Origin of the sequence: Spirosoma validum (assembly GCF_014699035.1) — a bacterium.
In the GTDB taxonomy this organism is placed as follows: domain Bacteria; phylum Bacteroidota; class Bacteroidia; order Cytophagales; family Spirosomataceae; genus Spirosoma; species Spirosoma validum.
The window spans coordinates 549,178-570,969 of the sequence record NZ_JACXAA010000001.1; the positions used below are offsets into that span (position 1 = coordinate 549,178).

Consider the following 21,792-nt stretch of genomic DNA (forward strand, 5'->3'; position numbering starts at 1 on the left):
TGCTTTGTTTTATGGCCATAAATGCGCTACTTCACTACTTCTCATCTCTGCTAAAGACGTAATGAAACACCGCTCCTCTTTTGCAAGACTGGCCTTTGCTATCGTCTTGTGCCTTACACAGCATGCCCATGCGCAGGAAGACATTCTTAAAAAGCTACAGGAAATTGCGATCATCGAGCAGAAAGTTATGATGCCCATGCGCGATGGTGTTCGGCTGGCAACCGATATCTATCGCCCAAAAACGGATAAACCGGTACCCATTATTTTCTCCAAAACACCCTACAACTTCAATAGCTGGGGCGATGGTGAGCAAAAGCAAAACTCATATCAGGCTGCTCTGGATGCAGTGAAACGGGGCTATGCGTATGTTGTCCAGAATGAGCGCGGCAAGTTCTTCTCAGAAGGGGACTGGGACATTCTCGGCCCACCGACTACCGATGGCTACGATGCTTTTTCGTGGATGACCAAACAGCCGTGGTCGAATGGTAAAATCGGTACGCTGGGCTGCTCGTCTACCGCTGAGTGGCAAATGGCCGTAGCCGCGTTGGATCATCCGGCTCACGCGGCTATGGTGCCGATGGGTTTCGGCGCAGGGGTTGGTCGCGTTGGTCCATTCATGGAACAGGGCAACTGGTATCGGGGTGGTGCGCAACAAATGCTCTTTACCGCCTGGTTGTATGGCACTCAGGTCGATGCGTTTGCCCGTCCACTTTTCCAGAAAACGGCAAGCAGCGAAGATCTGACTCGTGTATCGCGTTTTTACGACTTAGCGCCCGAAATGCCGAAAGTCGATTGGGCGCAGGGATTGCGCTACCTGCCCGTTCAGGACATCATCAAAAATGCCAACGGGCAGAAAGGAATTTACGAGAAAATGATCGTTCGTAAGCCGAATGATCCGGAGTGGTACAAAGGTGGGCTTTATCATGACAATATGCCCTTTGGCGTTCCCAGTTATTGGTTTGCTTCCTGGTACGACGTATCGACCGGACCCAACCTCGCCTTGTTCAACCACGTTCGTAAAAATGGCGTCGATGCTCAAGTCCGTGACAACCAGTTTCTGGTCATTGCGCCCACGCTGCACTGCGCCTACAAACGTGCTACCGAAAACACCATCGTTGGTGAACGTAGCGTTGGCGATGCTCGTCTGGACTACGACGCGATGATTTACGGCTGGTTTGATGTCTGGCTCAAGGGCGAAAGCAGCGACGTAATAAAAAACATGCCCCATGTTAAATATTACACGATGGGTTCCAACAAATGGCAAACGTCGGACACCTGGCCACCTGCTACGTCTGAAATGACGACGTATTACCTGTCCAGTGCCGGACGGGCGAACAGTCTGTATGGCGACGGAAAACTAACCACAAAACCACTGGGTAAAGATGAAAAACCCGATGCGTTTGCTTACGATCCTGCGTTTCCGGTGCCGTCGTATGGAGGCAATGTCTGCTGTACGGGAACGGCGGTACAGGGCGGGGCCTTTGACCAGCACCAGATGGAAACCCGGCAGGATATTCTGGTCTACACCACCGAACCGTTTGCCAACGGCGTTGAACTAACCGGTTCGATTGAAACAACACTCTACGTATCGTCGGATGCGAAAGACACGGATTTTACCGTCAAGTTAATTGATGTGTATCCCGATGGGAAAGCGTATAATCTGGACGAAACCATTCTCCGTGCCCGCTACCGTGACGGCTTCGCCAAAGAAGTCTGGATGGACAAAGGAAAGGTGTATAAACTCACCCTAAGCCCAATGGCTACGAGTAATTTTTTCGCACCGGGGCATAGCATTCGGGTGGAGATATCGAGCAGTAATTTTCCTCGTTTTGACCGAAATATGAACACGGGCGGCAACAATTACAGTGAATCGAAAGGCGTAATTGCTCACAATCAGGTATTTCATTCGGCGCAATATCCATCGATGGTCCGGTTGCCGATTGTGAAGAAATAGAACGCAGATCGTTATGATCTATATGATCAATAATCCTAATGAATCATAAACATCATAACGATCTGCGTTCTATCATTCACTAGCCAGCAAAGCGAACAAATCCGTAAAACGTACTGTTCTTTCGACGTACCCATGAACCGTTCGGAATCTATTTTTAATACGTAGTGACCAGCGACTGACTACTAACGACTTTACTGATGAAAGGCTTTCAATTTTCAGATTACGTACCACCCGAACAGAAAGAAGGCAGCAACTTCGACAAGCTGCTCAATATTTTCCAGCAATTGCTGCTACTAACCTCCGGCGATGTCGAGCAGGCCATGTCGTGGATGAGTCAGCTTGACCGGCAATATGGCTTAACCGACGATAAATACGGCATCGGCAATTTCTTCGATGATCTCAAAGAAAAAGGTTATCTGACCGAAGAAAATCAGGAAGGTAAGATCGTCATGACGCCCAAGAGCGAGCAGACAATTCGGCGTAGTGCACTCGAAGAAATTTTCGGGAAACTCGAACGCTCGAAGTCGGGTGGCAATCACCAAACACCCTATACGGGTACGGGCGACGAACTGAGCAGTGATATCCGAACGTATCAGTTTGGTGATTCGCTTGAGCAAATTTCGATGACCGAATCGATCCGCAACGCGCAGATTAACAGCGGTGTAGAAGACTTTACGCTCATGGAACGGGATCTGGAAGTGACGCAGAAAGAGCAGAAAACCCAGACCTCGACCGTGCTCATGATCGACATTAGCCACTCGATGATTCTGTATGGCGAGGATCGCATTACGCCCGCTAAAAAGGTAGCGCTGGCGCTGGTCGAACTGATTAAAATCAAGTATCCCAAAGACACGCTCGACATTGTGGTGTTTGGGAATGACGCCTGGCAGATTCAGGCTAAAGATCTGCCGTATCTGGAAGTTGGCCCGTACCATACCAACACCGTAGCGGGTTTAGAACTGGCCATGGATCTGCTACGTCGGCGGAAGAACAAGAACAAGCAGATTTTCATGATTACGGACGGGAAACCGACCTGTCTGAAAGAAGGGATCAAGTACTACAAAAACTCGTTCGGGCTGGATCGGAAAGTGGTGAGCAAGACCCTCACGCTGGCTGCACAGGCGCGCCGACTGGAAATTCCGATCACTACGTTCATGATTGCCTCCGACCCGTATCTGAAGCAGTTCGTGCAGGAATTCACGAAGGTCAACAATGGTCGGGCTTACTACAGCGGTTTGCAGGGGCTGGGCAATATGATGTTCGAGGATTTTCAACGCAATCGCCGGAAGAATATCAAATAAATTTATGGCTTATGGGTTTCGATTTATAGTTTTGGGTACACTGCATAGACAACCCCTCTTCTGCTATGAATCGTAAATCCCAAACGCTGCATCATCCAAATAAAGTCGGAGCCTTGGTTCCGACTTTGTTTTTGCTACTGAGCATGGCAACAACTTCCTTAAGCCAGTCTCAACTAACGGATTCACTAACCGCTTATCTCCGCCACTTACCAGAAACGGCGAAAGTAAGTCTGACAACAAAATCGCTGACGAACGGGAACGTAACATTTAGTCATCGTGCCGATGAACGCGTACCGTCGGCTAGTGTAATCAAGTTGCCGATTATGCTCGAACTAATGGAACGCGTTAAAGCTGGTTCGCTGAATCTGGACGAAATTTATGTGCTGAAACCTTCCGATAAAGTAGGCGGTTCGGGCATATTACAAACCTATGCCGACCAAAGCCGCTTAAGCTATCGCGAACTGTTACGTCTGATGCTGGTCGAGAGCGACAATACCGCAACCAATATTCTTATTCATCGACTTGGTCGCGACACCATCAATCAGCGAATGCGAACAATTGGTCTGAAGCAGAGTCAGCTAAACCGAATCATGATGGATACGCTGGCCGTTAAACAGGGGCGCGATAACTACGTAACGGCGGGGGAAATGGGTGCCGTCTTAGAAAAAATCTACCGGCATCAGGTTGCTGCGCCCAAACTCTGTGATGAAATGATCACCGTACTGAAGCAAGTACCTGGCAACCTAACGATGTGCCGCTTATTACCGAAAGATATTGCTGTTGCTCATAAAACTGGCTTACTGGCCTACGTTCGGGGCGATACCGGCATTATCTATGCGAAAACCCCTTTTCTACTATCCGTTTTTGTAGAAGGCGTACCAACACCGGACGCCGAGCGAATTATTGGCGAATTAGCCCTTATCTGTTACACCTATTTTTCGCGCTGATGACTACGTTCGCCGATAAAGCCATTACGTATTACAATACACTTTCCGCGCCTACTAAGTTGCCACCGGGTGTTGGCGTCATGAATCCATATCAGCAGTCTGACGTACAACGTATTGTGGAGGAATTTTACACGAAGTTTTATAGCGATACGAATCCGCGTGTTTTCATACTAGGCATTAATCCCGGTCGATTTGGCGCTGGCGTTACGGGCATTTCGTTTACGACTCCACAGAACCTGCGTCGCTATTGTGGTATTGAGAATGATCTGCGCGACACCCCCGAACTATCGAGCCGGTTTATTTATCAGGTGATTGACGCGCTGGGAGGAGCCGAAGCGTTTTATGGGCAGTTTTTCCTGACATCTTTATTTCCGTTAGCGCTCACGAAAGACGGAAAAAACTACAATTTTTACGACGACCGCAAGACGACTGAAACGCTCTGGCCCGCCATCACCGAAACCGTGCGAACACAACTCAGTTTTGGATCATCCAGACACGTAGCCGTTTGTTTGGGTCGTAAGAACGAGACATACCTGCGTCGGTTAAATGATCAACAGGGCTTTTTCGAGCGTATCGTTACATTGGATCACCCACGGTATATTCTACAATACAAAAGTCGTGATGTTACCAGTTATCTGGAGCAATACGTCCGCACGTTAGCCGATTGTCTTCCCGAATTAAACTAGCAGAAGCCGTGCTACAGCGTTAAACTGTAGCACGGCTTCTGATTTTACGTTATCTACTGTCGATTAGGCGCGCTTGAACTCAATGGTCTGCGTGAACGTGTCTTCTACGCCATCTTCATCAATATCCTGCTTCAGCTGAATGCTCCAGGTCATTGTGTTACCGCTACTTTTCAGGTCATACGTTTCAGTACCGTCACTATCCGTAATACTCACTTTATTACCAGATACCTTCCAGGTAGCTTTGTCTTTTGCCGGATTGTACTCATCTGAACCCGATTGGCAGGCAGGCGAAGGCGTTCCGGTAATGTTACTATTACCCAGGAACGTAATTTTCGTATCGGTCAGACAGTTTACAGCGTCCTCGCCACCAATTGCCTTCATAAGATCGAAATAATCGAAATTCCCTTTTGGGCTAGTTCCTTTCATACTCGAAACTTTCCAGCTTCCTTCTATCGAATTTGGGGTTATTGGATTGCCACCGCCGTTATCCTTCTTACAGCTACCGAGCCATACTGGCATGGCTACTACTATCGCCCAGGCCAGCAATCGGCTTACATTCATTGTTTTCATGTTCTCTGTGGATTGACTTGTTTTTAGTTTTGCACAAAGGTATATGCACAAAATAGCGCTGTCAGGAGTAAATGATACGGACCGGTAAAATCAAGGATTGAACTGCCATATTAGCCTCTGAACTGCTGAATTGCCTGCCTGGTCAATAGCGGAATAAAGACGATACGGTCCAATTTGACCCTTATACGGTATTAGAATATGATGAATGGCGCTTAACTAAAGCGACAACTGTATAAATTTACGGTCACAATGCCAACCCTTGCTTACTCATCAAACTCCCTTTCATGCTCGTAACTACTACTTCTAATATTGAAGGTAAGCATATCACCAAATACGTAGGTCTGGTCAACGGCGAGGCTATTATTGGTGCTAACCTTGTTAAAGATTTCTTCACGACGATTCGTGATGTAGTCGGGGGCCACTCGGGGGCTTATGTGCAGGCGCTACGTGAAGCCAAAAGTATTGCGCTTAAAGAAATGGTCGACCAGGCTACCCGGCTGGGCGCCAATGCCGTTATCGGAGTCGATTTAGATTATCAGACCATTGGCGGTAACGGATCTATGCTGATGGTCAGTGCGAACGGTACGGCCGTCATTATGGAATAAGCCAAAGACTGGATACCAAAGCAGTGTCACTACCTCAATATCCAGTCTTTGGTGTATACTATTTATGTTTAGAAGCGGTCGTCGTCGTCCTCTTCCTCCTCTTCCCCAAAGTCCTTTCCAGGATTGAACATAGAGCCAAGCAAATCTTTAAAGGATAAGCCTGTATCCATTGCTTTTTTACCGACCAGTGAATGCTCAGCTAATCCATGCAGCGCAAACTCCATCATGAACAGTTTTTCGGCTTTGCTCAGGCGAGGATGGTAAAAGTCCACTACGTCATCTAGGCCATCAATGGTACGTAGCCGGGCATCATAGTCGCGGTTGGTCAGATCGTTCAGGATATCCATCGTATTACCGTCACCAAACCAATCCGTAATTTTTTTGTATGGATTACCGCGTTTGTCCTTTTTAGCCTTCTCTGGATTCGGGAAATACGCTAAAAACTGGTTACGAATTGCTTTGCCAATCAGATTTTGCGCCACAATAACCGGACCTTCCACTTCCCCTTCATAGACCAGCTCTACCTTACCGCAAATAGCCGGAACAACACCATATAGATCAGCAATCCGAACGTGGGTTTCCTTTTCACCATTCAGCAACGCCCGACGCTCAGCTGAAGAAAGTAGATTTTCGTAAGCTGAAATCGTCATCCGCGCCGAAACACCACTTTTTGAATCCACGTATTCGCTTTCGCGGGCTTCCAGGGCAATCTGCTCGATTAAATCAGCGATCAGATCGTTGGTTTTTACCATGCCTTTCTGCTCCGTTTTAACAACGGCTTCCTGCATGGTAATTTTTTTGCCGATTTCAATCGACTTCGGATAGTGCGTCACGATCTGCGAGTCGATCCGGTCTTTCAATGGGGTTACAATACTACCCCGGTTGGTGTAATCCTCCGGGTTAGCAGTGAACACGAACTGAATGTCAAGTGGCAGACGTAGCTTGAAACCCCGAATCTGAATATCGCCCTCCTGCAGAATATTGAACAGCGATACCTGAATACGGGCCTGTAAATCGGGCAACTCATTGATAACGAAAATACACCGGTGCGAACGTGGAATCAGGCCGAAGTGAATCGTGCGCTCATCCGAGTAAGGCAATCGTAACGTAGCAGCTTTGATCGGGTCAACATCGCCGATAAGGTCAGCTACCGATACGTCGGGCGTAGCGAGTTTTTCGGTGTAACGATCGTTGCGATGCATCCAGGAAACGGGCGTCTGATCACCCTTTTCGGCAATTAGATCCAGCGCAAAACGCGACAGTGGCTGCATCGGGTCATCGTTCAGTTCAGATCCGGCCACAACGGGTATGTACTCGTCCAGCAAATTCACCATCAGACGGGCGATCCGGGTTTTAGCCTGACCACGTAGCCCTAACAGGTTAATGTGGTGCATGGACAGAATAGCCCGCTCTACGTCCGGAATAACCGTGTCTTCGTATCCCCAGATGCCTGGAAAAACAACCTCTTTTTCTTTAATACGCTCAATCAGATTGTCGCGTAGTTCCTGCTTGATTGAGCGAGATTCGTACCCGGCGGCTTTGAGTTCGCCAAGCGTAGTAATAGACAATAATTTTGATGCTTTCAGGCTGCGATAGTTCATTTGCGAATTCTTGTTGGAGCATATAGAATGATCAATGTTTACCTAGACGCCTTCATGGTAACGTAATTTCTTAAAGAGTAGCGTCGTTATCTATAGTTGATCGTCATTAACCATTCCTATACTTCCTAACAGGCATTCTAAAGAAATGGTTTTTAGACGTCTAAATTGACTAATTTTACCCATTACGTACCAGTCACGGGTTGCCGTTGCTGCCTATGAAATCAACTATACAGCTTCTCTTTTTCTTTGCTTTAATACTTAGTGTATTAGGTTGTCGTATTCAGAGCACCCCCCCGGAACTGATCAGTTTATCGGACAGGCAAGCCCTTGTCGGTAAGAATATTACCCTGACGGGGCACCAGTTCGGTTCCGCTCCTGTCGTGTTATTCGGTGTGGCAACGTCTATAATAAGCGCCACGATTGTCAGCAACGATGATAATAGCATTACGGTTAAGGTGCCATACGTAGCACCTGGCCTTACGCAGATACGTGTTCAGACTGAACAGGGTACCACCGACCCGCTGCCCTTTATCGTACTGCAACCAAGTCCAGAGGTTGTTTCCATCACCCCAACGAATGGATTACCCGGCACAGAGGTTGTTATAACGGGTGATTTTCTCAATCGTATCAAATCAATTCGTTTTGACGGTGTCAATGCCATTATAAAAGATACTTCCGCCCAAAAACTGATCGTTCAGATACCATCCAACGTTCCGCGTGGTTCTTCATCAGTGTCTATCGAAACCCAGGGCGGTTTGTTCACCAGTAGCTTTATTGTGGCTGGAACTCCGCAGATCACCAGCCTGTCGCCACTGAAAACCAGACCAGGCGCACCAATCGTCATTAAGGGCGTGAACTTGTCCGACGGCGTAGTACTCATCAATGGTCGGTCGCCGGATAAAACGCAGACTACCGTTAGCGACAGCGAAATTCGCACGGTGGTTCCTATAGAAACGCCGTCGGGACTAGTGACCGTTACGGTTTTTGATAAATTGGTAGCGACCAGTAAGGATACCCTACAAATTTATCAGCCTCCTGTTATTGCCCGACTGTCCGAACAAAACGTGGTTGCTGGCGACAAGATTATTGTGGAGGGCCGCAACTTAAGTACCGTGTCGGCTCTGTCCTTTGGTAACGTAACGGCTACGTTCCGGGTGTTGAGTGATACACAGCTTGAAGCGGTCGTCCCCCTCGTACCGTCGTCAGCGGCTACAACGGTTTCGGTCAGTAGCCTCGGAGGAAATGCCACCTCGTCAGTATCTTTATTCGTTTATTTAGCGCCTTCGGATGTTACGTTTACGCCAACGCGCCAAATACGGGGATGGTCTATTACCGCTACCGGCAAGAATTTTTATCGGCTTACAGACGTTCGGCTGAACGGAATTTCTGCTCCCATTACGGCCACTACCGAAGGAACGAGTGTAACGTTCAATGTCCCTACCAATGCCATGAGTGGTCCGATAACGATTGCGAACCGGGCGGGTCTGTCGTCCAGCGCAGCTTTACTGGTGGTTGTCCAGAATCCAGTAGTGTCAAGCTTTCTTCCGGCAAAAGCGCAGGTAGGCCAACGCGTTGTTATCCAGGGTGATTTCCTGCTAAATGCCCAGATTTTCTTTGCCGGCTCACTTACCCCCGCGGTCGACGGAGGTAAGATTACCGATACGGAGCGATGGGTACTGGTACCTTCCGGTGCGCAAACGGGGCCGTTACGTGTGCTTAACGAAACTAATAACGCAACCACCACACCTACTTCGTTTACGGTGTTGCCCTAAAGAAAACTATACTGTAACCCTCAGCAGCTACGATTATTGATTACGCCTTACTTTCAACGAGTTGCCTTACCAGCACCTCATTAATTCGTACGTAGCTTTCGTGGGTCCAGCCCGCTACATGTGGAGTCAGTACAACCCGATCCGACTGGCGCAAATAATCAAAAGCAGCCTGCTGATCGGGCGTCAGTTTCGCCAGTTTTTCGTTTTCTAATACGTCCAAACAAGCCCCGCGTATTTTTCCACTCTCCAGTCCGCGCACCACAGCAGCCAGAGATACGATTTCCCCCCTGGCGATATTAATCAGGTAAAACGGTTTGGCGAAACGCTCAACAAACGTATCGTTGATCATCATTCGCGTTTCGTCGGTCAGCGGTACATGCAGACTCAATACGTCGGCTTCGGCTATGATCTGGTCCAGCGTAGCTTCTTCGGCAAATGAGTCAGCGTAATTGGTCAGGAATTTATCATAGGCTAGTACCCGGCAATTAAATCCACTGAGCCGCTGGGCCGTAGCGCGACCATTGTTACCATAGCCAATAAGGCCAACGGTCAGGCTCCCAAGTTCGTAACCTCGATTGCCTTCCCGATCCCATATTCCCTGACGTACTTCCCGATCGGCTTTCAGAATATTTGCCAGTAAGGCTAACAACATGCCAACGGTATGTTCAGCCACAGCGTCGCGATTGCCCGCACCGGCATGAAACACCCTGATATTTCGTCGTTCAGTGGCTTCGAGGTCAATTAAATCCAGTCCAGCTCCAGCCCGACCAATGAATTGCAAATGGGGAGCCCGACTTAACAGGTCTTCATCAACAGTTGTTTTACTTCGAATAATGAGTCCGTCGAATGGCTCAAGTTGCTCCAGAAGCTCTGAACGAGTGATTTTAGGTTGATAGATATACGTAAAGCCAACTTCATCGAGCATGGCAAAGAGCGAAGGGTGCATCTCATCGGCAATGAGAATAGAAAGGCGATTCTGGGACATCCGTAGGTTTTCGTAACTTGCAACTATATTAATGTAGAATGTAAAATGAAGAGTGAAGAATAGACGGACTCGATTAAGTTATTTACCTTTTATTCTTCGATCATTATTCTGCAATCTTCACTATCTAAATTTTTTGGCGAAACTACAAAAAGTGCATGGAACAACGCCAACCCGACGAACCAGGTCAGCAACATAACATCCCGTCAACCGAGCCAGTAGTTGACGCGCAATCAGGTACTATAGACGTTTCCGATAGTCAGACACCGGCACAACAATTGGGTGAGCAACCGGTTAAAAACCGGCAGGAGAATCCCCAGCGTAATCACCGAAATGGTGATCCAAAGCCAGCCAATGAAGTTAATGCCCCAGTTGAGGAACGACCAAATCGACAGGTACCCAACCAGCGGGAAAATCGCCAGCAAAACGATCGTAACACCGGCCAACGGGAATCTAGCCAGCGAGAAAACCGACAACAGACGAATGGCCAACGCCCAAATGAAGCTCGTCAGCGGGATAATCGACCAGATCGGGAACGCGCGAACGCAGGGGCGGCTAATCAGACGCGTGACTTTATAGCGGATGGCGAAGGCACCCGCGATTCAGGAAACGTAACCACTCCTGAACCTTCGGGACGTAGCGATGATCGACTGGTGATCGGTATTTCGCTTGGCGATTATAATGGCATCGGTCCTGAGGTTATCCTTAAAGCGTTGCAGTACAATCGGTTACAAAAAATCTGCACGCCCGTCATTTACGGATCTATGCGTATCTTGAACCGGTACCGTAACCTGTTAAATATGAAAGACTGGAATTTGAATGGTGCCCAAAGCATCGGACAAATCAGTCATAAACTAACGAACGTCATTACGTGCTGGCCAGATCAGAATCAGGATATTCAGCCGGGTCGCGTAACGCCCGAAGCGGGTCAGGCTGCTTTTGCCTGTTTGCAGCGGGCCGTCGACGATCTGAAGGACGGGAAATTAGACGCCCTCGTAACAGCGCCGATTAACAAATACAATATTCAGTCGGAAGAATTTAAATTTCCGGGACATACGGAATACCTGGCACAGGAGTTCGGCGTTCAGGACAACCTCATGTTTATGGTTAGTGAGACCTTGCGCGTGGGTGTGGTAACGGGTCACGTACCGCTGGGCCGGGTTCGGCAAAACGTAACGCGTGACCGTATCCTGCAAAAACTGAGTCTGATGACACAGTCACTGAAGCAGGATTTTGGTATCGAGAAACCTAAAATCGCGGTACTGGGTCTGAATCCACATGCCGGCGAAGAAGGCTTGCTGGGCAATGAAGAACAGGATATTATTAAGCCACTTCTGACCGAACTACGTAATAAAGGTCAGCTCGTGTTTGGCCCTTACCCTGCCGACGGCTTTTTCGGCACACGTGGCTATCGAAATTTCGATGCCGTTCTGGCGATGTATCACGATCAGGGTTTGATTCCATTTAAGTCCATCGCTTTCGAAGAAGGGGTAAACTTTACGGCCGGTATGCCCGCCATCAGAACCTCGCCCGACCACGGTACCGCTTATGACATTGCGGGCAAAGACTTAGCCGACGAAACCTCTATGCTCCAGGCGATTTACACCGCTATCGACGTAGCACGTAATCGGAAGGAATTTCTGGAACTGGAAGCGGGCGCACTCAAAAAACAATCCGTAGAAAAATAACAGATTTACGATTCGCCAATATAAATAGGCAGGTAAATCACAAACTACATCCTATGCTCAAATCAATGACCGGCTTCGGCAACGCGACCGTAGAAGCCGGTGGTCTATCGGTAACGGCGGAAGTCAAAACCCTGAATTCTAAATTCTTAGATATTTATTGCCGCATTCCCCGGCAGTTTTCTGACAAAGAAATTGAACTGCGTGCTTTTTTGACTCAGAAGCTGGAACGTGGTAAAGTTGAGCTATCACTGAATCTTGCCCGCACGAACGCTATCCGGCCAGGCGTAACAATCAATCGACCGCTGGTTCTTGCCTATGTGTCTGACTTGAAAGAAACCGCCAACACGATGCTGATGAGCATCCCCGACAGCGACGTATTGCAACTGGCTTTACAACAGCCCAACGCTTATCTGACTGAATCCGCCGATCCAACAGCCGACAATTCTGATTGGGAAACCGTGCAGGCTGCGGTTCAGGAAGCCATTCGGCGATGTGATGCCTTTCGTCGACAGGATGGTGCCGTGCTGGAAAATAAATTTCAGGAATACATTCAGATCATTACCGATCGGCTGGCTGACGTAGAGGAACAGGATGTTAAGCGAATTCCAGCGGTGCGCGACCGGATGCGTAATTCCGTAAAAGAACTGCTGGACAGCGAAACGTTTGATCAGAATCGTTTCGAGCAGGAATTAGTATACTACGTTGAGAAGTTCGATATCTCGGAAGAAAAAGTCCGGCTAAAAAACCACTTAAGCTATTTTCTGGAAGTTCTTTCGACGGAAGAAGCCAACGGAAAAAAACTAAATTTTATCTCGCAGGAAATCGGACGGGAAATCAATACAATCGGCTCCAAAGCCAACGACGCTACTATTCAGCGATTAGTGGTGCAGATGAAGGATGAGCTGGAGAAAATTAAGGAGCAGACGATGAATGTGATTTGACCATGACTTTGCCCACTCTCGACCATACTTTTTACCAATCCCACGACACACTTACGCTCGCTCAGCTTTTGCTGGGCTGCGAATTGGTTCATGATTCCCCAACAGAAGGCGTAACGGCGGGAATAATAGTTGAGACAGAAGGCTATCTTACCGGTGATCCGGCCTGCCATGCGTACCGACGACAAACCCCACGTAACGCAGCCATGTTTGGCCCTCCCGGCACGCTGTATGTTTACCAGATTTATAATCACTACAACTGCATCAACGTAGTAACCGGACCGGAAGGCGTAGGTGAAGCTGTCTTGATACGTGCTCTGGAACCCACCGAAGGCATTGAGTTAATGGCCGTTCGCCGTAATGAAGCGTTTAAAACGGGCTTTGAACGTTACCGAAACAACACGGTAAATCCAGAAACAGCCGACGGGCAAAAGAATTTAGCGAACGGTCCTGGCAAACTCACCATTGCCCTGGGAATCAGTCGGCAGATTCACAATGCTTCTTCACTGGTAACCGGCGAAATTTATATTCGTGGGCCAGTTCTGCACGATTTCGATATGGTAACGACAACCCGAATTGGTTTAACCCAGGGAGCGGATTTGCCGTATCGATACTACATCAAAGGAAACCGGTTCGTAAGCAAGCGATAAATAGCAAAGACGAAAAAAGGACAAGGGAAAGAGCGTTGGTTATCATCAGCTCTTTCCCTTGTCCTTTTTTCGCTTTTTGTTTAATTAAAATACTTTAGCTTCACCACCTCTTTCGGGTCGAGGAAACGCCATTTGCCACGAGGCAGTTCCTTCTTGGTTAAGCCAGCATACGTAGTGCGATCAAGTTTGGTTACTTCGTAGCCAAAATTCTCGAATATCCGTCGGACGATGCGGTTACGACCCGAATGAATTTCAATCCCAACCACGTGTGCGTCAGGCGTGATGATACTCAAAGCGTCGGGCTTAATAGGACCATCTTCGAGTTCAATACCTTTTTTGATAGCCTCAAAGTGTTCATCCGTGATCGGCTTATCGAGCTCAATCTGATAAATTTTGCGGATATTGTTTGATGGATGCGTTAGTTTATCCGCTAATTCGCCATCATTCGTCAGCAACAGTAATCCTGTCGTATTACGGTCCAGACGTCCTACTGGATACATACGGAAGTTACCGGCATCAGCCACTAGCTCCATAACCGTTTTACGCTCTTCCGGGTCTTCAGTCGTCGTAATATAATCTTTTGGCTTATTCAGCAATACGTAGACAAACCGCTCAGGATTCAGCACTTTGGTGCCGTATTTAACCGTATCGCCTTCCTTTACTTTATAGCCCATTTCGGTCACGACTTTACCGTTAACGGAAATATCGCCCCGGCCAATTAATTCGTCAGCTTCTCGGCGTGAGCATACCCCCGAGTTAGCAATGTATCGGTTCAGTCGTGTTGTACCGTCATTGGCAGGTGCTCGTTTAGGAGTCTCGGAACTGCCTTCCTGCTCGTCACGAGGTTTGCCCGAACGTCCTTGTTTAAAGGAACCCTGGCTACGAGGTTGCGCTAAACTATAGTTTGGAGCTTTGGTAAAAAATCCAGTACGTCGGTCGCCGGACTCCTTACGCTGCTGACCAGAAAAACGGGTCTCATTCGTCCAGCCTTCCTCGCGCGAGTCTTTACTCCGAGCTTCACGTCGACCACCACTACGTTGATTATCATCATTAAAACGGGCTTTATTGCGCTCGTCGGCCTCCCGGCTAAATCCGCCCACGCGCTTAAACCCTGGCTTGTCCGACCCACTATGACCGCCACTGCGGTTCACATCACGCGAAAAGCGAGGCTTTTGATCGTTGTTGTTCCGGTCAGAGTCCTTAGTTGGAAACCGATCGTTACGATCATTCCCATAAGATCGTGAAGATGACTCACCACGACGCGGGCGGTTTCCGCCACCTTCACGCCGGTCATTGCTTTTAGTACGATCGGCATTAAAACGCGGACGTTCCTCACGGTTAGTACGTTGGTCAGGACGGTCCCGGTCAAAACGTGGTCGGTCGTTATCATTACGTTCCGGGAAACGCTCGGTTCGCCGGGGTGGCTCATTGCCAAAGCGATTTACATTCCGGTCTGGACGATTGTTATCGCGATCAAAACGAGGTGTCTCATCCGTACGGCCAAAACGGTCATCCCGACGGTCGGAGAAAGGCCGACGCGGCTCTGAATTACCGGAGCGGTTGTCACGGTCGAAGCGGGGACGTGATTCATCCGTACGACTGTCCCGTCGATCTTTATCAAAACGCGGCTTATCATCTCGCGAACGATTGTCGCGATTAAAACTTGGGCGACTGTCGCGGTCAGAGCGCGGACGACGATCATCATTGTTATGTTCGTTGTTCCGGGAGCCTCCATCACGCTCGAAACGTGGTGGTCGGGAATCCCGATTGGGTGTTCGAGCGTCCCCATCGTTACGGGGCTGGCGGTCGAACTTGTTATCCCGCTCAGTAGCCGGGTTATCGTTGCGGCTACGGTTAAAACGCGGGGTATCTGCATTCCGGCCGTCATCCCGACGGTCGAAGGGACGCCCCGACCGCCGAAGCGGTTCACCATCACGGCGGGGTTTGTCCCGATCTGAATCCTGATTCATGGAAAAATACAGTAAAACGTACTTTTTAGGAAAGAAATAGCGCTGATTGTCAGCGCACTTATTAAGGTAACTGTAAAATGGGGTACAAAGGTATGGCTTTTCCAGATAAGCTTGTTACACCTGTTTTATCGAAACGCATTTTATTGAAAAAACAATCCACAGACCGGTAAAGTCGTTAGTCGTTAGTCGGCAGTTAGCAACAGTCACTGGTGGTGACTATCGACAGATAACTCACGATTATTGACTTGCTTTATGCCTCGCCCAACACTAGCGCCCCTGTATACTCCCGATCGTCGCATGGCCGAACAATCGTTGATGAAGCAGTACATCAATTGGTTATTTGTTAAAAAGGGATTGTATTTCCGGGATTATGACGATCTGTGGGACTGGTCGGTGACCGATCTGGAAGATTTTTGGGAGAGCATCTGGCAGTTTTTCGATGTTCAGAGTCACACACCTTATCAGCAGGTTATTTACAGGCCCAGTGATGAGGATATGATTGGCACCGAGTGGTTTATAGGATCTACCCTTAACTATGCGGAGCATATTTTCCGGCATAAAACAGCATCTGGCCGGACGAACCCTGCCCTGATTTTTGCCTCCGAGCGACAGGGGATAACCGCTATATCCTGGAGTACGCTGGAACAGCAGGTCGCGGCAGTCGCTACGTATCTTCGTCAGCAGGGTGTTGGTATTGGTGATCGGGTAGTGGCCGTGCTCCCTAACATTCCCGAAGCCATTGTGGCTTTTCTGGCAACGAATGCCGTTGGCGCTGTCTGGTCGAGTTGCTCACCGGATTTTGGTACGTCCAGTATTGTCGACCGTTTCCAACAGATCGAACCGAAAGTTTTGATTGCTGCCGATGGCTATACGTACGGAAATAAACCGGTTGATAAAACAGACACCATTTACGAGTTACGCGAGACTCTACCAACTCTCAAACAAATAATCTGGGTACCTTATTTAAACCGGAATAGCCTTCCCTCTCTCCCCGAGAGTATTCTTTGGCAGGAGGTATTGAATACACCGTCTCCCGATGGCTTAACCTTTGAGGCTGTACCATTTCAGCATCCGATCTGGGTGCTGTATTCATCAGGTACCACAGGCAAACCCAAGGCCATTACACACAGTGTGGGCGGCTGCCTGCTTGAGCATATGAAGGTACTCGGTTTACATCAGGACGTACGCGTTGGCGAACGATACTTCTGGTATTCGACTACGGGCTGGATGATGTGGAATTTCGCCGTCGGCTCCATGCTGGTTGGCGCAACCCTGGTTCTTTACGACGGCTCAGCAGGTTATCCTAACCTAAACGTACTTTGGCGATTAGCCGAAGAGGCACGTATTACTCATTTCGGTGGAGGAGCGGCTTATTATTTAGCCTGTATGCGAGCTGGTCTGAAGCCAATTGATACGTTTAAGCTATCATCATTACGTAGTATCGGCTCAACGGGTTCTCCCCTGCCACCCGAAGGTTTCCGATGGATCTACGATTGTGTAAAGTCGAATGTCTGGCTGATTTCGTTCAGTGGTGGCACAGACGTGTGCAGCGGTTTTGTGGGTGGGAACCCGTTGTTGCCCGTGTATGAGGGCGAAATTCAATGCCGGTTGCTCGGCAGCTATGTTGAAGCATTCGACGAAAATGCTAAACCCGTTCGGGGCGAATTGGGCGAAATGGTGATTCTGGAACCGATGCCCTCCATGCCTATTTATTTCTGGAACGACCGTAACAACGATCGCTATCGCAAAAGTTATTTTGAGGACTACCCCGGCATTTGGCGGCACGGTGACTACATCCGAATTACCGAACGTAATGGAATCATCATCTATGGACGGTCCGATGCGACGCTTAATCGTGATGGAATCCGTATTGGTACCAGCGAAATCTATAGCGCCGTTGAAAGCCTGCCCGAAATTACGGATAGTTTAGTCGTTGGCCTGGAACAACCTGGCGGTCAGTATTTCATGCCTTTATTTGTGGTACTTAAAAATGGTTTCACGTTAACGGACGATTTGATTACCCGGATCAAACAAACGTTACGTAGTCAGTTTAGCCCCCGGCACGTTCCTGACGCCGTGTACTCAATTGACGAAGTACCGTATACCATCAGCGGCAAGAAGATCGAAACGCCCATTAAGAAGATTTTGGCGGGGGTCGACGCATCTCTGGCAACCAGTAAGGATACACTACGTAACCCGGCCGCACTGGATCAATTTATTGAATTCGCCAGTCAGCATCTAAAACCGAATTAGCTATTCACTTACCCGCTTGTTAATTGTGATTGCTCAATCAGAAGCCGTTTTAGACGGATGACCTATTCTTTGGTCACAGGTTGCAGAAAGAAAATACAAATTTTTTATAACTAGACGAATACAATGTTCCACTAAATGCGGCTAAATCAGACTCACATAAGTCATGGTGTATGATATAGCTGTATTGTAGGGTAACTCTTTCTTCAGAAGATAGGGTATCAATAGAATCTGAGCTAAACTTCTGTAGTATTTCTCTAAAAAACTATCTTTTCCGATGATACTATCGTAGATGGCAACTTTTTCAAAATTTTCAACAATCTTGCTATGCTATTTGGCACGCCCATAACCCAAAGCTGCTTTTATTGAAAATCATGAAAGAGTACATCCGACCGATAAAACGCCTTCTTGTCGCCAACCGGGGCGAAATTGCCATCCGTATCATGCGGGCCGCTACTGAGTTAGGCATTACCACCGTTGCTGTTTACACATACGAAGACCGTTATTCGCTTCACCGCTACAAAGCTGACGAAGCTTATCAGATCGGGCGAGATGAAGACCCGCTGAAACCGTATCTGGATGTAGAAGGAATCATTCTGCTTGCCAAGCGGCATAAGGTCGACGCGATTCACCCTGGTTACGGTTTTTTATCGGAGAACGTAAAGCTGGCCCAGCGTTGCCGGGATGAGAATATTATTTTCGTTGGTCCGTCACCGGAAGCGATGGATGCCTTGGGTGATAAGGTACGTGCCAAGAATCTGGCCACGAAAGCCGGTGTTCCCCTGATTCCGGACTCCCGCGAAGAAAACATGACGCCAGAATTCGCTCTGACCGAAGCCGAGCGAATTGGTTTTCCGGTTATGGTGAAAGCCGCAGCCGGTGGTGGTGGACGGGGAATGCGCGTAGTACGTAATGCCGACGATTTTTCGAAAGCTTTTACCGAAGCGAAAAACGAAGCGCGAAATGCTTTTGGCGATGATACGATTTTCCTCGAAAAATTCATCGAAGATCCTAAGCACATTGAAGTCCAGTTACTGGGTGACCAGCACGGCAATATCGTTCACCTGTATGAACGCGACTGTTCGGTACAACGGCGGTTCCAGAAAGTTGTCGAAGTAGCTCCGTCGTTTGGTCTGCGTCAGGAAACAAAGACGAAACTGTATGACTATGCGCTACAGTTAGGGCGGGCGGTCAATTATTCGAATGCCGGAACGGTCGAGTTTTTGGTCGACAAAAACGAAAATATCTATTTCATTGAGGTTAATCCCCGAATTCAGGTTGAACATACGATTACGGAGGAAGTAACGGGTATCGACATCGTCAGAACGCAGATTCTGATTGCAATGGGTTACCAGCTCTCCGACAACGGCATCTACATCAATCACCAGGATGAGATTCCCCTAAATGGCTATGCCATCCAGTGCCGTATTACTACCGAAGATCCTGTGAATGGCTTCAAACCGGATTTTGGCACCATTACTGCTTACCGGAACGCAGCTGGTTTTGGTATCCGACTAGACGAAGGCAGCAGCTACGCGGGTATGAAAATCTCGCCCTACTTCGATTCGATGATCGTGAAAGTTTCAGCGCGGGGACGTACGCTCAAAGGCGCCTGCCAACGGCTGATGCGGGCACTTGTTGAGTTTCGAATTCGGGGGGTTAAAACCAACATTGGTTTCCTGGAGAACGTAATACGGAATCCGATTTTTCAGCGGGGCGAAGCGCGGGTGTCATTCATTGAAACCCATCCTGAACTGTTTAACTTCCGCAAACCTCAGGACCGTTCAACACGGGTACTCAACTATCTGGCAGACGTAATCGTAAATGGGAATCCAGAAGTCAAGAAGAAAGATGATTCAAAGATTTTCAGAACGCCCGTTGTTCCCAAATTTGATATCTATAGCGCTTATCCCTTTGGTAATCGTGATCGACTGAAAGAGCTGGGTCGTGAAAAATTCGGGCAATGGGTGCTTGATCAGAAATGCGTACTCTACACAGACACTACGTTCCGCGACGGACATCAATCCCTGCTGGCAACGCGTGTTCGAACGCAGGATCTACAGAAAGTCGCTGAAGGCTTCGCAAAAAATCATCCCGAGCTTTTTTCAATGGAAGTTTGGGGGGGCGCTACGTTCGATGTAGCGATGCGTTTTCTTTACGAAAGCCCCTGGCAACGCTTAGCCGCTCTACGCGAGGCCATGCCGAATATGCTTCTGCAAATGTTATTTCGTGGCTCTAATGCCGTTGGTTATTCGGCCTACCCTGATAACCTGATCGAAAAGTTCGTCGAGAAATCATGGGAAACAGGGATTGATGTTTTCCGCATTTTCGACTCTCTGAACTGGGTGGAAGCCATGAAAGTAAGTATCAAAGCTGTCCGAGAACGCACCGATGCGCTCTGTGAAGCCGCGATTTGCTACACCGGTGATGTGCTTTCGCCAAATCAACATAAATACACGCTCCAATATTACCTCGACATGGCCCGTCAGCTCGAAGATGAGGGCGCGCATTTGTTGGCGATTAAAGACATGGCCGGGTTGCTAAAACCCCTCTCAGCTGAGGTGCTGGTCCGTGAATTGAAAAAGGCCGTAAGCATTCCGGTTCATTTGCATACGCACGATACAGCCGGTATTCAGGCCGCTACGTATCTGAAGGCCATTGACTCTGGCGTTGACATCATTGATTGCGCCTTAGGTGCTTTGTCAGGTCTGACCTCGCAGCCCAATTTTAACTCGGTGGTAGCCATGATGGAAGGGCATGAGCGCGAATGTGCCATGAACCTGCCCTCACTGAATGCCTATTCAAACTACTGGGAAGATGTTCGGGAGTATTATTATCCGTTCGAGTCGGGTATGAAAGCTGGGAGCGCTGAGGTATATGAGAACGAAATTCCGGGAGGACAATATTCCAACCTAAAACCACAGGCAATTGCTACGGGTCTGGGCGATAAGTTCGAAACCCTGAAAAAGAATTATTCCGTAGCCAACCAGTTGTTCGGCGACATTGTCAAAGTGACGCCGTCCTCAAAAGTAGTAGGCGATATGGCTATTTTCATGACGGCCAATAACCTCACTGCCGACGATGTATTGACGCGGGGCGAATCGTTGTCTTTCCCCGAGTCGGTCAAAGAACTGATGAAAGGAATCCTGGGTCAACCCGTTGGTGGCTTCCCGGAAGACATTCAGCAAGTGGTTTTAAAAGGCGAAGAACCCATTACAGGTCGACCAAATGAACACTTGAAACCGATTGACTTCGACGCTGATTTTACAGCTTTTCAGGAAAAATATCCCCTTAGTGACGGTTTCGTTGACTATTTGTCGTACCAAATGTATCCAAAGGTGTATGATGAATATTATAAAGCGAATGAGCAGTATGGTAATGTAAGTATAATTCCAACGCCAGCGTTTTTCTACGGCTTAAAAGAGAACGAAGAGATTCTGATCAACATCGAGGAAGGAAAGAATATCCTTGTGCGGTTGTTATTTAAGTCAGAAGCCGATGAGTTTGGGATGCGTACCATCACGTTCGAATTGAATGGTCAGAGTCGGCAGGTACGTGTTCGTGACAAAGCTTCCAAGGTTGAGAAAGCCATGAACGCTAAAGTCGGTAAAGCTGGTGACGTTGGCGCTCCGTTGCAGGGTCGTCTGACAAGAATTCTGGTAAAGGAAGGGGATGTAGTCAAAAAGAATCAGCCCCTGTTTGTCATCGAGGCCATGAAAATGGAGAGTATCGTAGCAGCGCCTAAAGAAGGAAAAATCGCGCAAACTATACTAAAAGAAGGCTCTTTAGTCGAACAGGACGACTGGGTGATCGAATTAGCCTAGAGCTTAGCCAATATGAAAAGCGGGATAGTTGTCTAATGCGGCTATCCCGCTTTT

15 protein-coding genes are annotated in these 21,792 nt (G+C 48.4%); 11 read left to right on the forward strand and 4 right to left on the reverse strand.

Annotated features, from left to right (window positions below):
- Positions 1-61: 61 nt before the first annotated feature.
- The 4 genes from IC230_RS02120 (at position 62) to IC230_RS02135 (ending at position 4,888) form a co-directional block, all read left to right on the forward strand.
- Complete coding sequence (locus IC230_RS02120; protein WP_191037310.1) at positions 62-1,954, forward strand: CocE/NonD family hydrolase; 1,893 nt, start codon at positions 62-64, stop codon at positions 1,952-1,954.
- A gap of 197 nt (positions 1,955-2,151) precedes the next feature.
- Positions 2,152-3,255: a vWA domain-containing protein gene (locus IC230_RS02125; RefSeq protein ID WP_191037311.1), complete on the forward strand. Its 1,104-nt coding sequence runs from the start codon at positions 2,152-2,154 to the stop codon at positions 3,253-3,255.
- A 65-nt stretch (positions 3,256-3,320) separates the two neighbouring features.
- Complete coding sequence (locus IC230_RS02130) at positions 3,321-4,202, forward strand: serine hydrolase (RefSeq protein WP_191037312.1); 882 nt, start codon at positions 3,321-3,323, stop codon at positions 4,200-4,202.
- The gene (locus tag IC230_RS02135) at positions 4,202-4,888 is read left to right on the forward strand and encodes a uracil-DNA glycosylase family protein (protein ID WP_191037313.1); all 687 of its coding nucleotides are present in this window, start codon (positions 4,202-4,204) and stop codon (positions 4,886-4,888) included. The genes IC230_RS02130 and IC230_RS02135 overlap by 1 nt, the downstream gene beginning before the upstream one ends.
- A 63-nt stretch (positions 4,889-4,951) precedes the next feature.
- Here IC230_RS02135 and IC230_RS02140 read toward each other — a convergent pair whose 3' ends face one another.
- On the reverse strand, positions 4,952-5,458 hold the full coding sequence (locus IC230_RS02140) for a lipocalin-like domain-containing protein (RefSeq protein ID WP_191037314.1): 507 nt from the start codon (positions 5,456-5,458) through the stop codon (positions 4,952-4,954).
- A 284-nt stretch (positions 5,459-5,742) separates the two neighbouring features.
- Between IC230_RS02140 and IC230_RS02145 the strand changes: the two genes are divergently transcribed.
- Positions 5,743-6,063 carry a heavy metal-binding domain-containing protein gene (locus IC230_RS02145; protein WP_191037315.1) on the forward strand — a complete coding sequence of 107 codons (321 nt, stop codon included), beginning with the start codon at positions 5,743-5,745 and terminating at the stop codon, positions 6,061-6,063.
- 68 nt (positions 6,064-6,131) lie between these two features.
- On the opposite strand, the gene IC230_RS02150 is transcribed toward IC230_RS02145, so the two are convergent.
- On the reverse strand, positions 6,132-7,664 hold the full coding sequence (locus IC230_RS02150; RefSeq protein ID WP_191037316.1) for a P-loop NTPase family protein: 1,533 nt from the start codon (positions 7,662-7,664) through the stop codon (positions 6,132-6,134).
- 215 nt (positions 7,665-7,879) lie between these two features.
- On the opposite strand from IC230_RS02150, the gene IC230_RS02155 reads away from it, so the two are divergent.
- A complete protein-coding gene (locus IC230_RS02155; protein WP_191037317.1) occupies positions 7,880-9,436 on the forward strand; it encodes an IPT/TIG domain-containing protein in 1,557 nt (518 codons plus the stop codon).
- Between the two features lie 40 nt (positions 9,437-9,476).
- Here the strand turns inward: IC230_RS02155 and IC230_RS02160 are convergent, their stop codons facing one another.
- Positions 9,477-10,421: an NAD(P)-dependent oxidoreductase gene (locus tag IC230_RS02160; RefSeq protein ID WP_191037318.1), complete on the reverse strand. Its 945-nt coding sequence runs from the start codon at positions 10,419-10,421 to the stop codon at positions 9,477-9,479.
- 155 nt (positions 10,422-10,576) lie between these two features.
- Between IC230_RS02160 and pdxA the strand changes: the two genes are divergently transcribed.
- From pdxA to IC230_RS02175, 3 genes are read left to right on the forward strand one after another with little or no spacing between them, the layout of a single operon-like run.
- Positions 10,577-12,106, forward strand: a complete 1,530-nt coding sequence (gene pdxA, locus IC230_RS02165; RefSeq protein WP_191037319.1) for a 4-hydroxythreonine-4-phosphate dehydrogenase PdxA — start codon at positions 10,577-10,579, stop codon at positions 12,104-12,106.
- 53 nt (positions 12,107-12,159) lie between these two features.
- Positions 12,160-13,047, forward strand: coding sequence for a YicC/YloC family endoribonuclease (locus IC230_RS02170; RefSeq protein WP_191037320.1), 888 nt, complete (start codon positions 12,160-12,162; stop codon positions 13,045-13,047).
- A gap of 2 nt (positions 13,048-13,049) precedes the next feature.
- Entirely contained in the window at positions 13,050-13,694 is a 645-nt protein-coding gene (locus tag IC230_RS02175; protein ID WP_191037321.1) for a DNA-3-methyladenine glycosylase, read from the forward strand.
- Positions 13,695-13,774: 80 nt separating this feature from the next.
- Here the strand turns inward: IC230_RS02175 and IC230_RS02180 are convergent, their stop codons facing one another.
- On the reverse strand, positions 13,775-15,664 hold the full coding sequence (locus IC230_RS02180; RefSeq protein WP_191037322.1) for a pseudouridine synthase: 1,890 nt from the start codon (positions 15,662-15,664) through the stop codon (positions 13,775-13,777).
- Positions 15,665-15,916: 252 nt separating this feature from the next.
- Here IC230_RS02180 and IC230_RS02185 point away from each other — a divergent pair, with 252 nt between their 5' ends.
- Together IC230_RS02185 and IC230_RS02190 are read left to right on the forward strand one after the other, a co-directional pair.
- Complete coding sequence (locus IC230_RS02185; RefSeq protein ID WP_191037323.1) at positions 15,917-17,917, forward strand: acetoacetate--CoA ligase; 2,001 nt, start codon at positions 15,917-15,919, stop codon at positions 17,915-17,917.
- A gap of 371 nt (positions 17,918-18,288) precedes the next feature.
- A complete protein-coding gene (locus IC230_RS02190; RefSeq protein WP_191037324.1) occupies positions 18,289-21,738 on the forward strand; it encodes a pyruvate carboxylase in 3,450 nt (1,149 codons plus the stop codon).
- Positions 21,739-21,792: the final 54 nt, after the last annotated feature.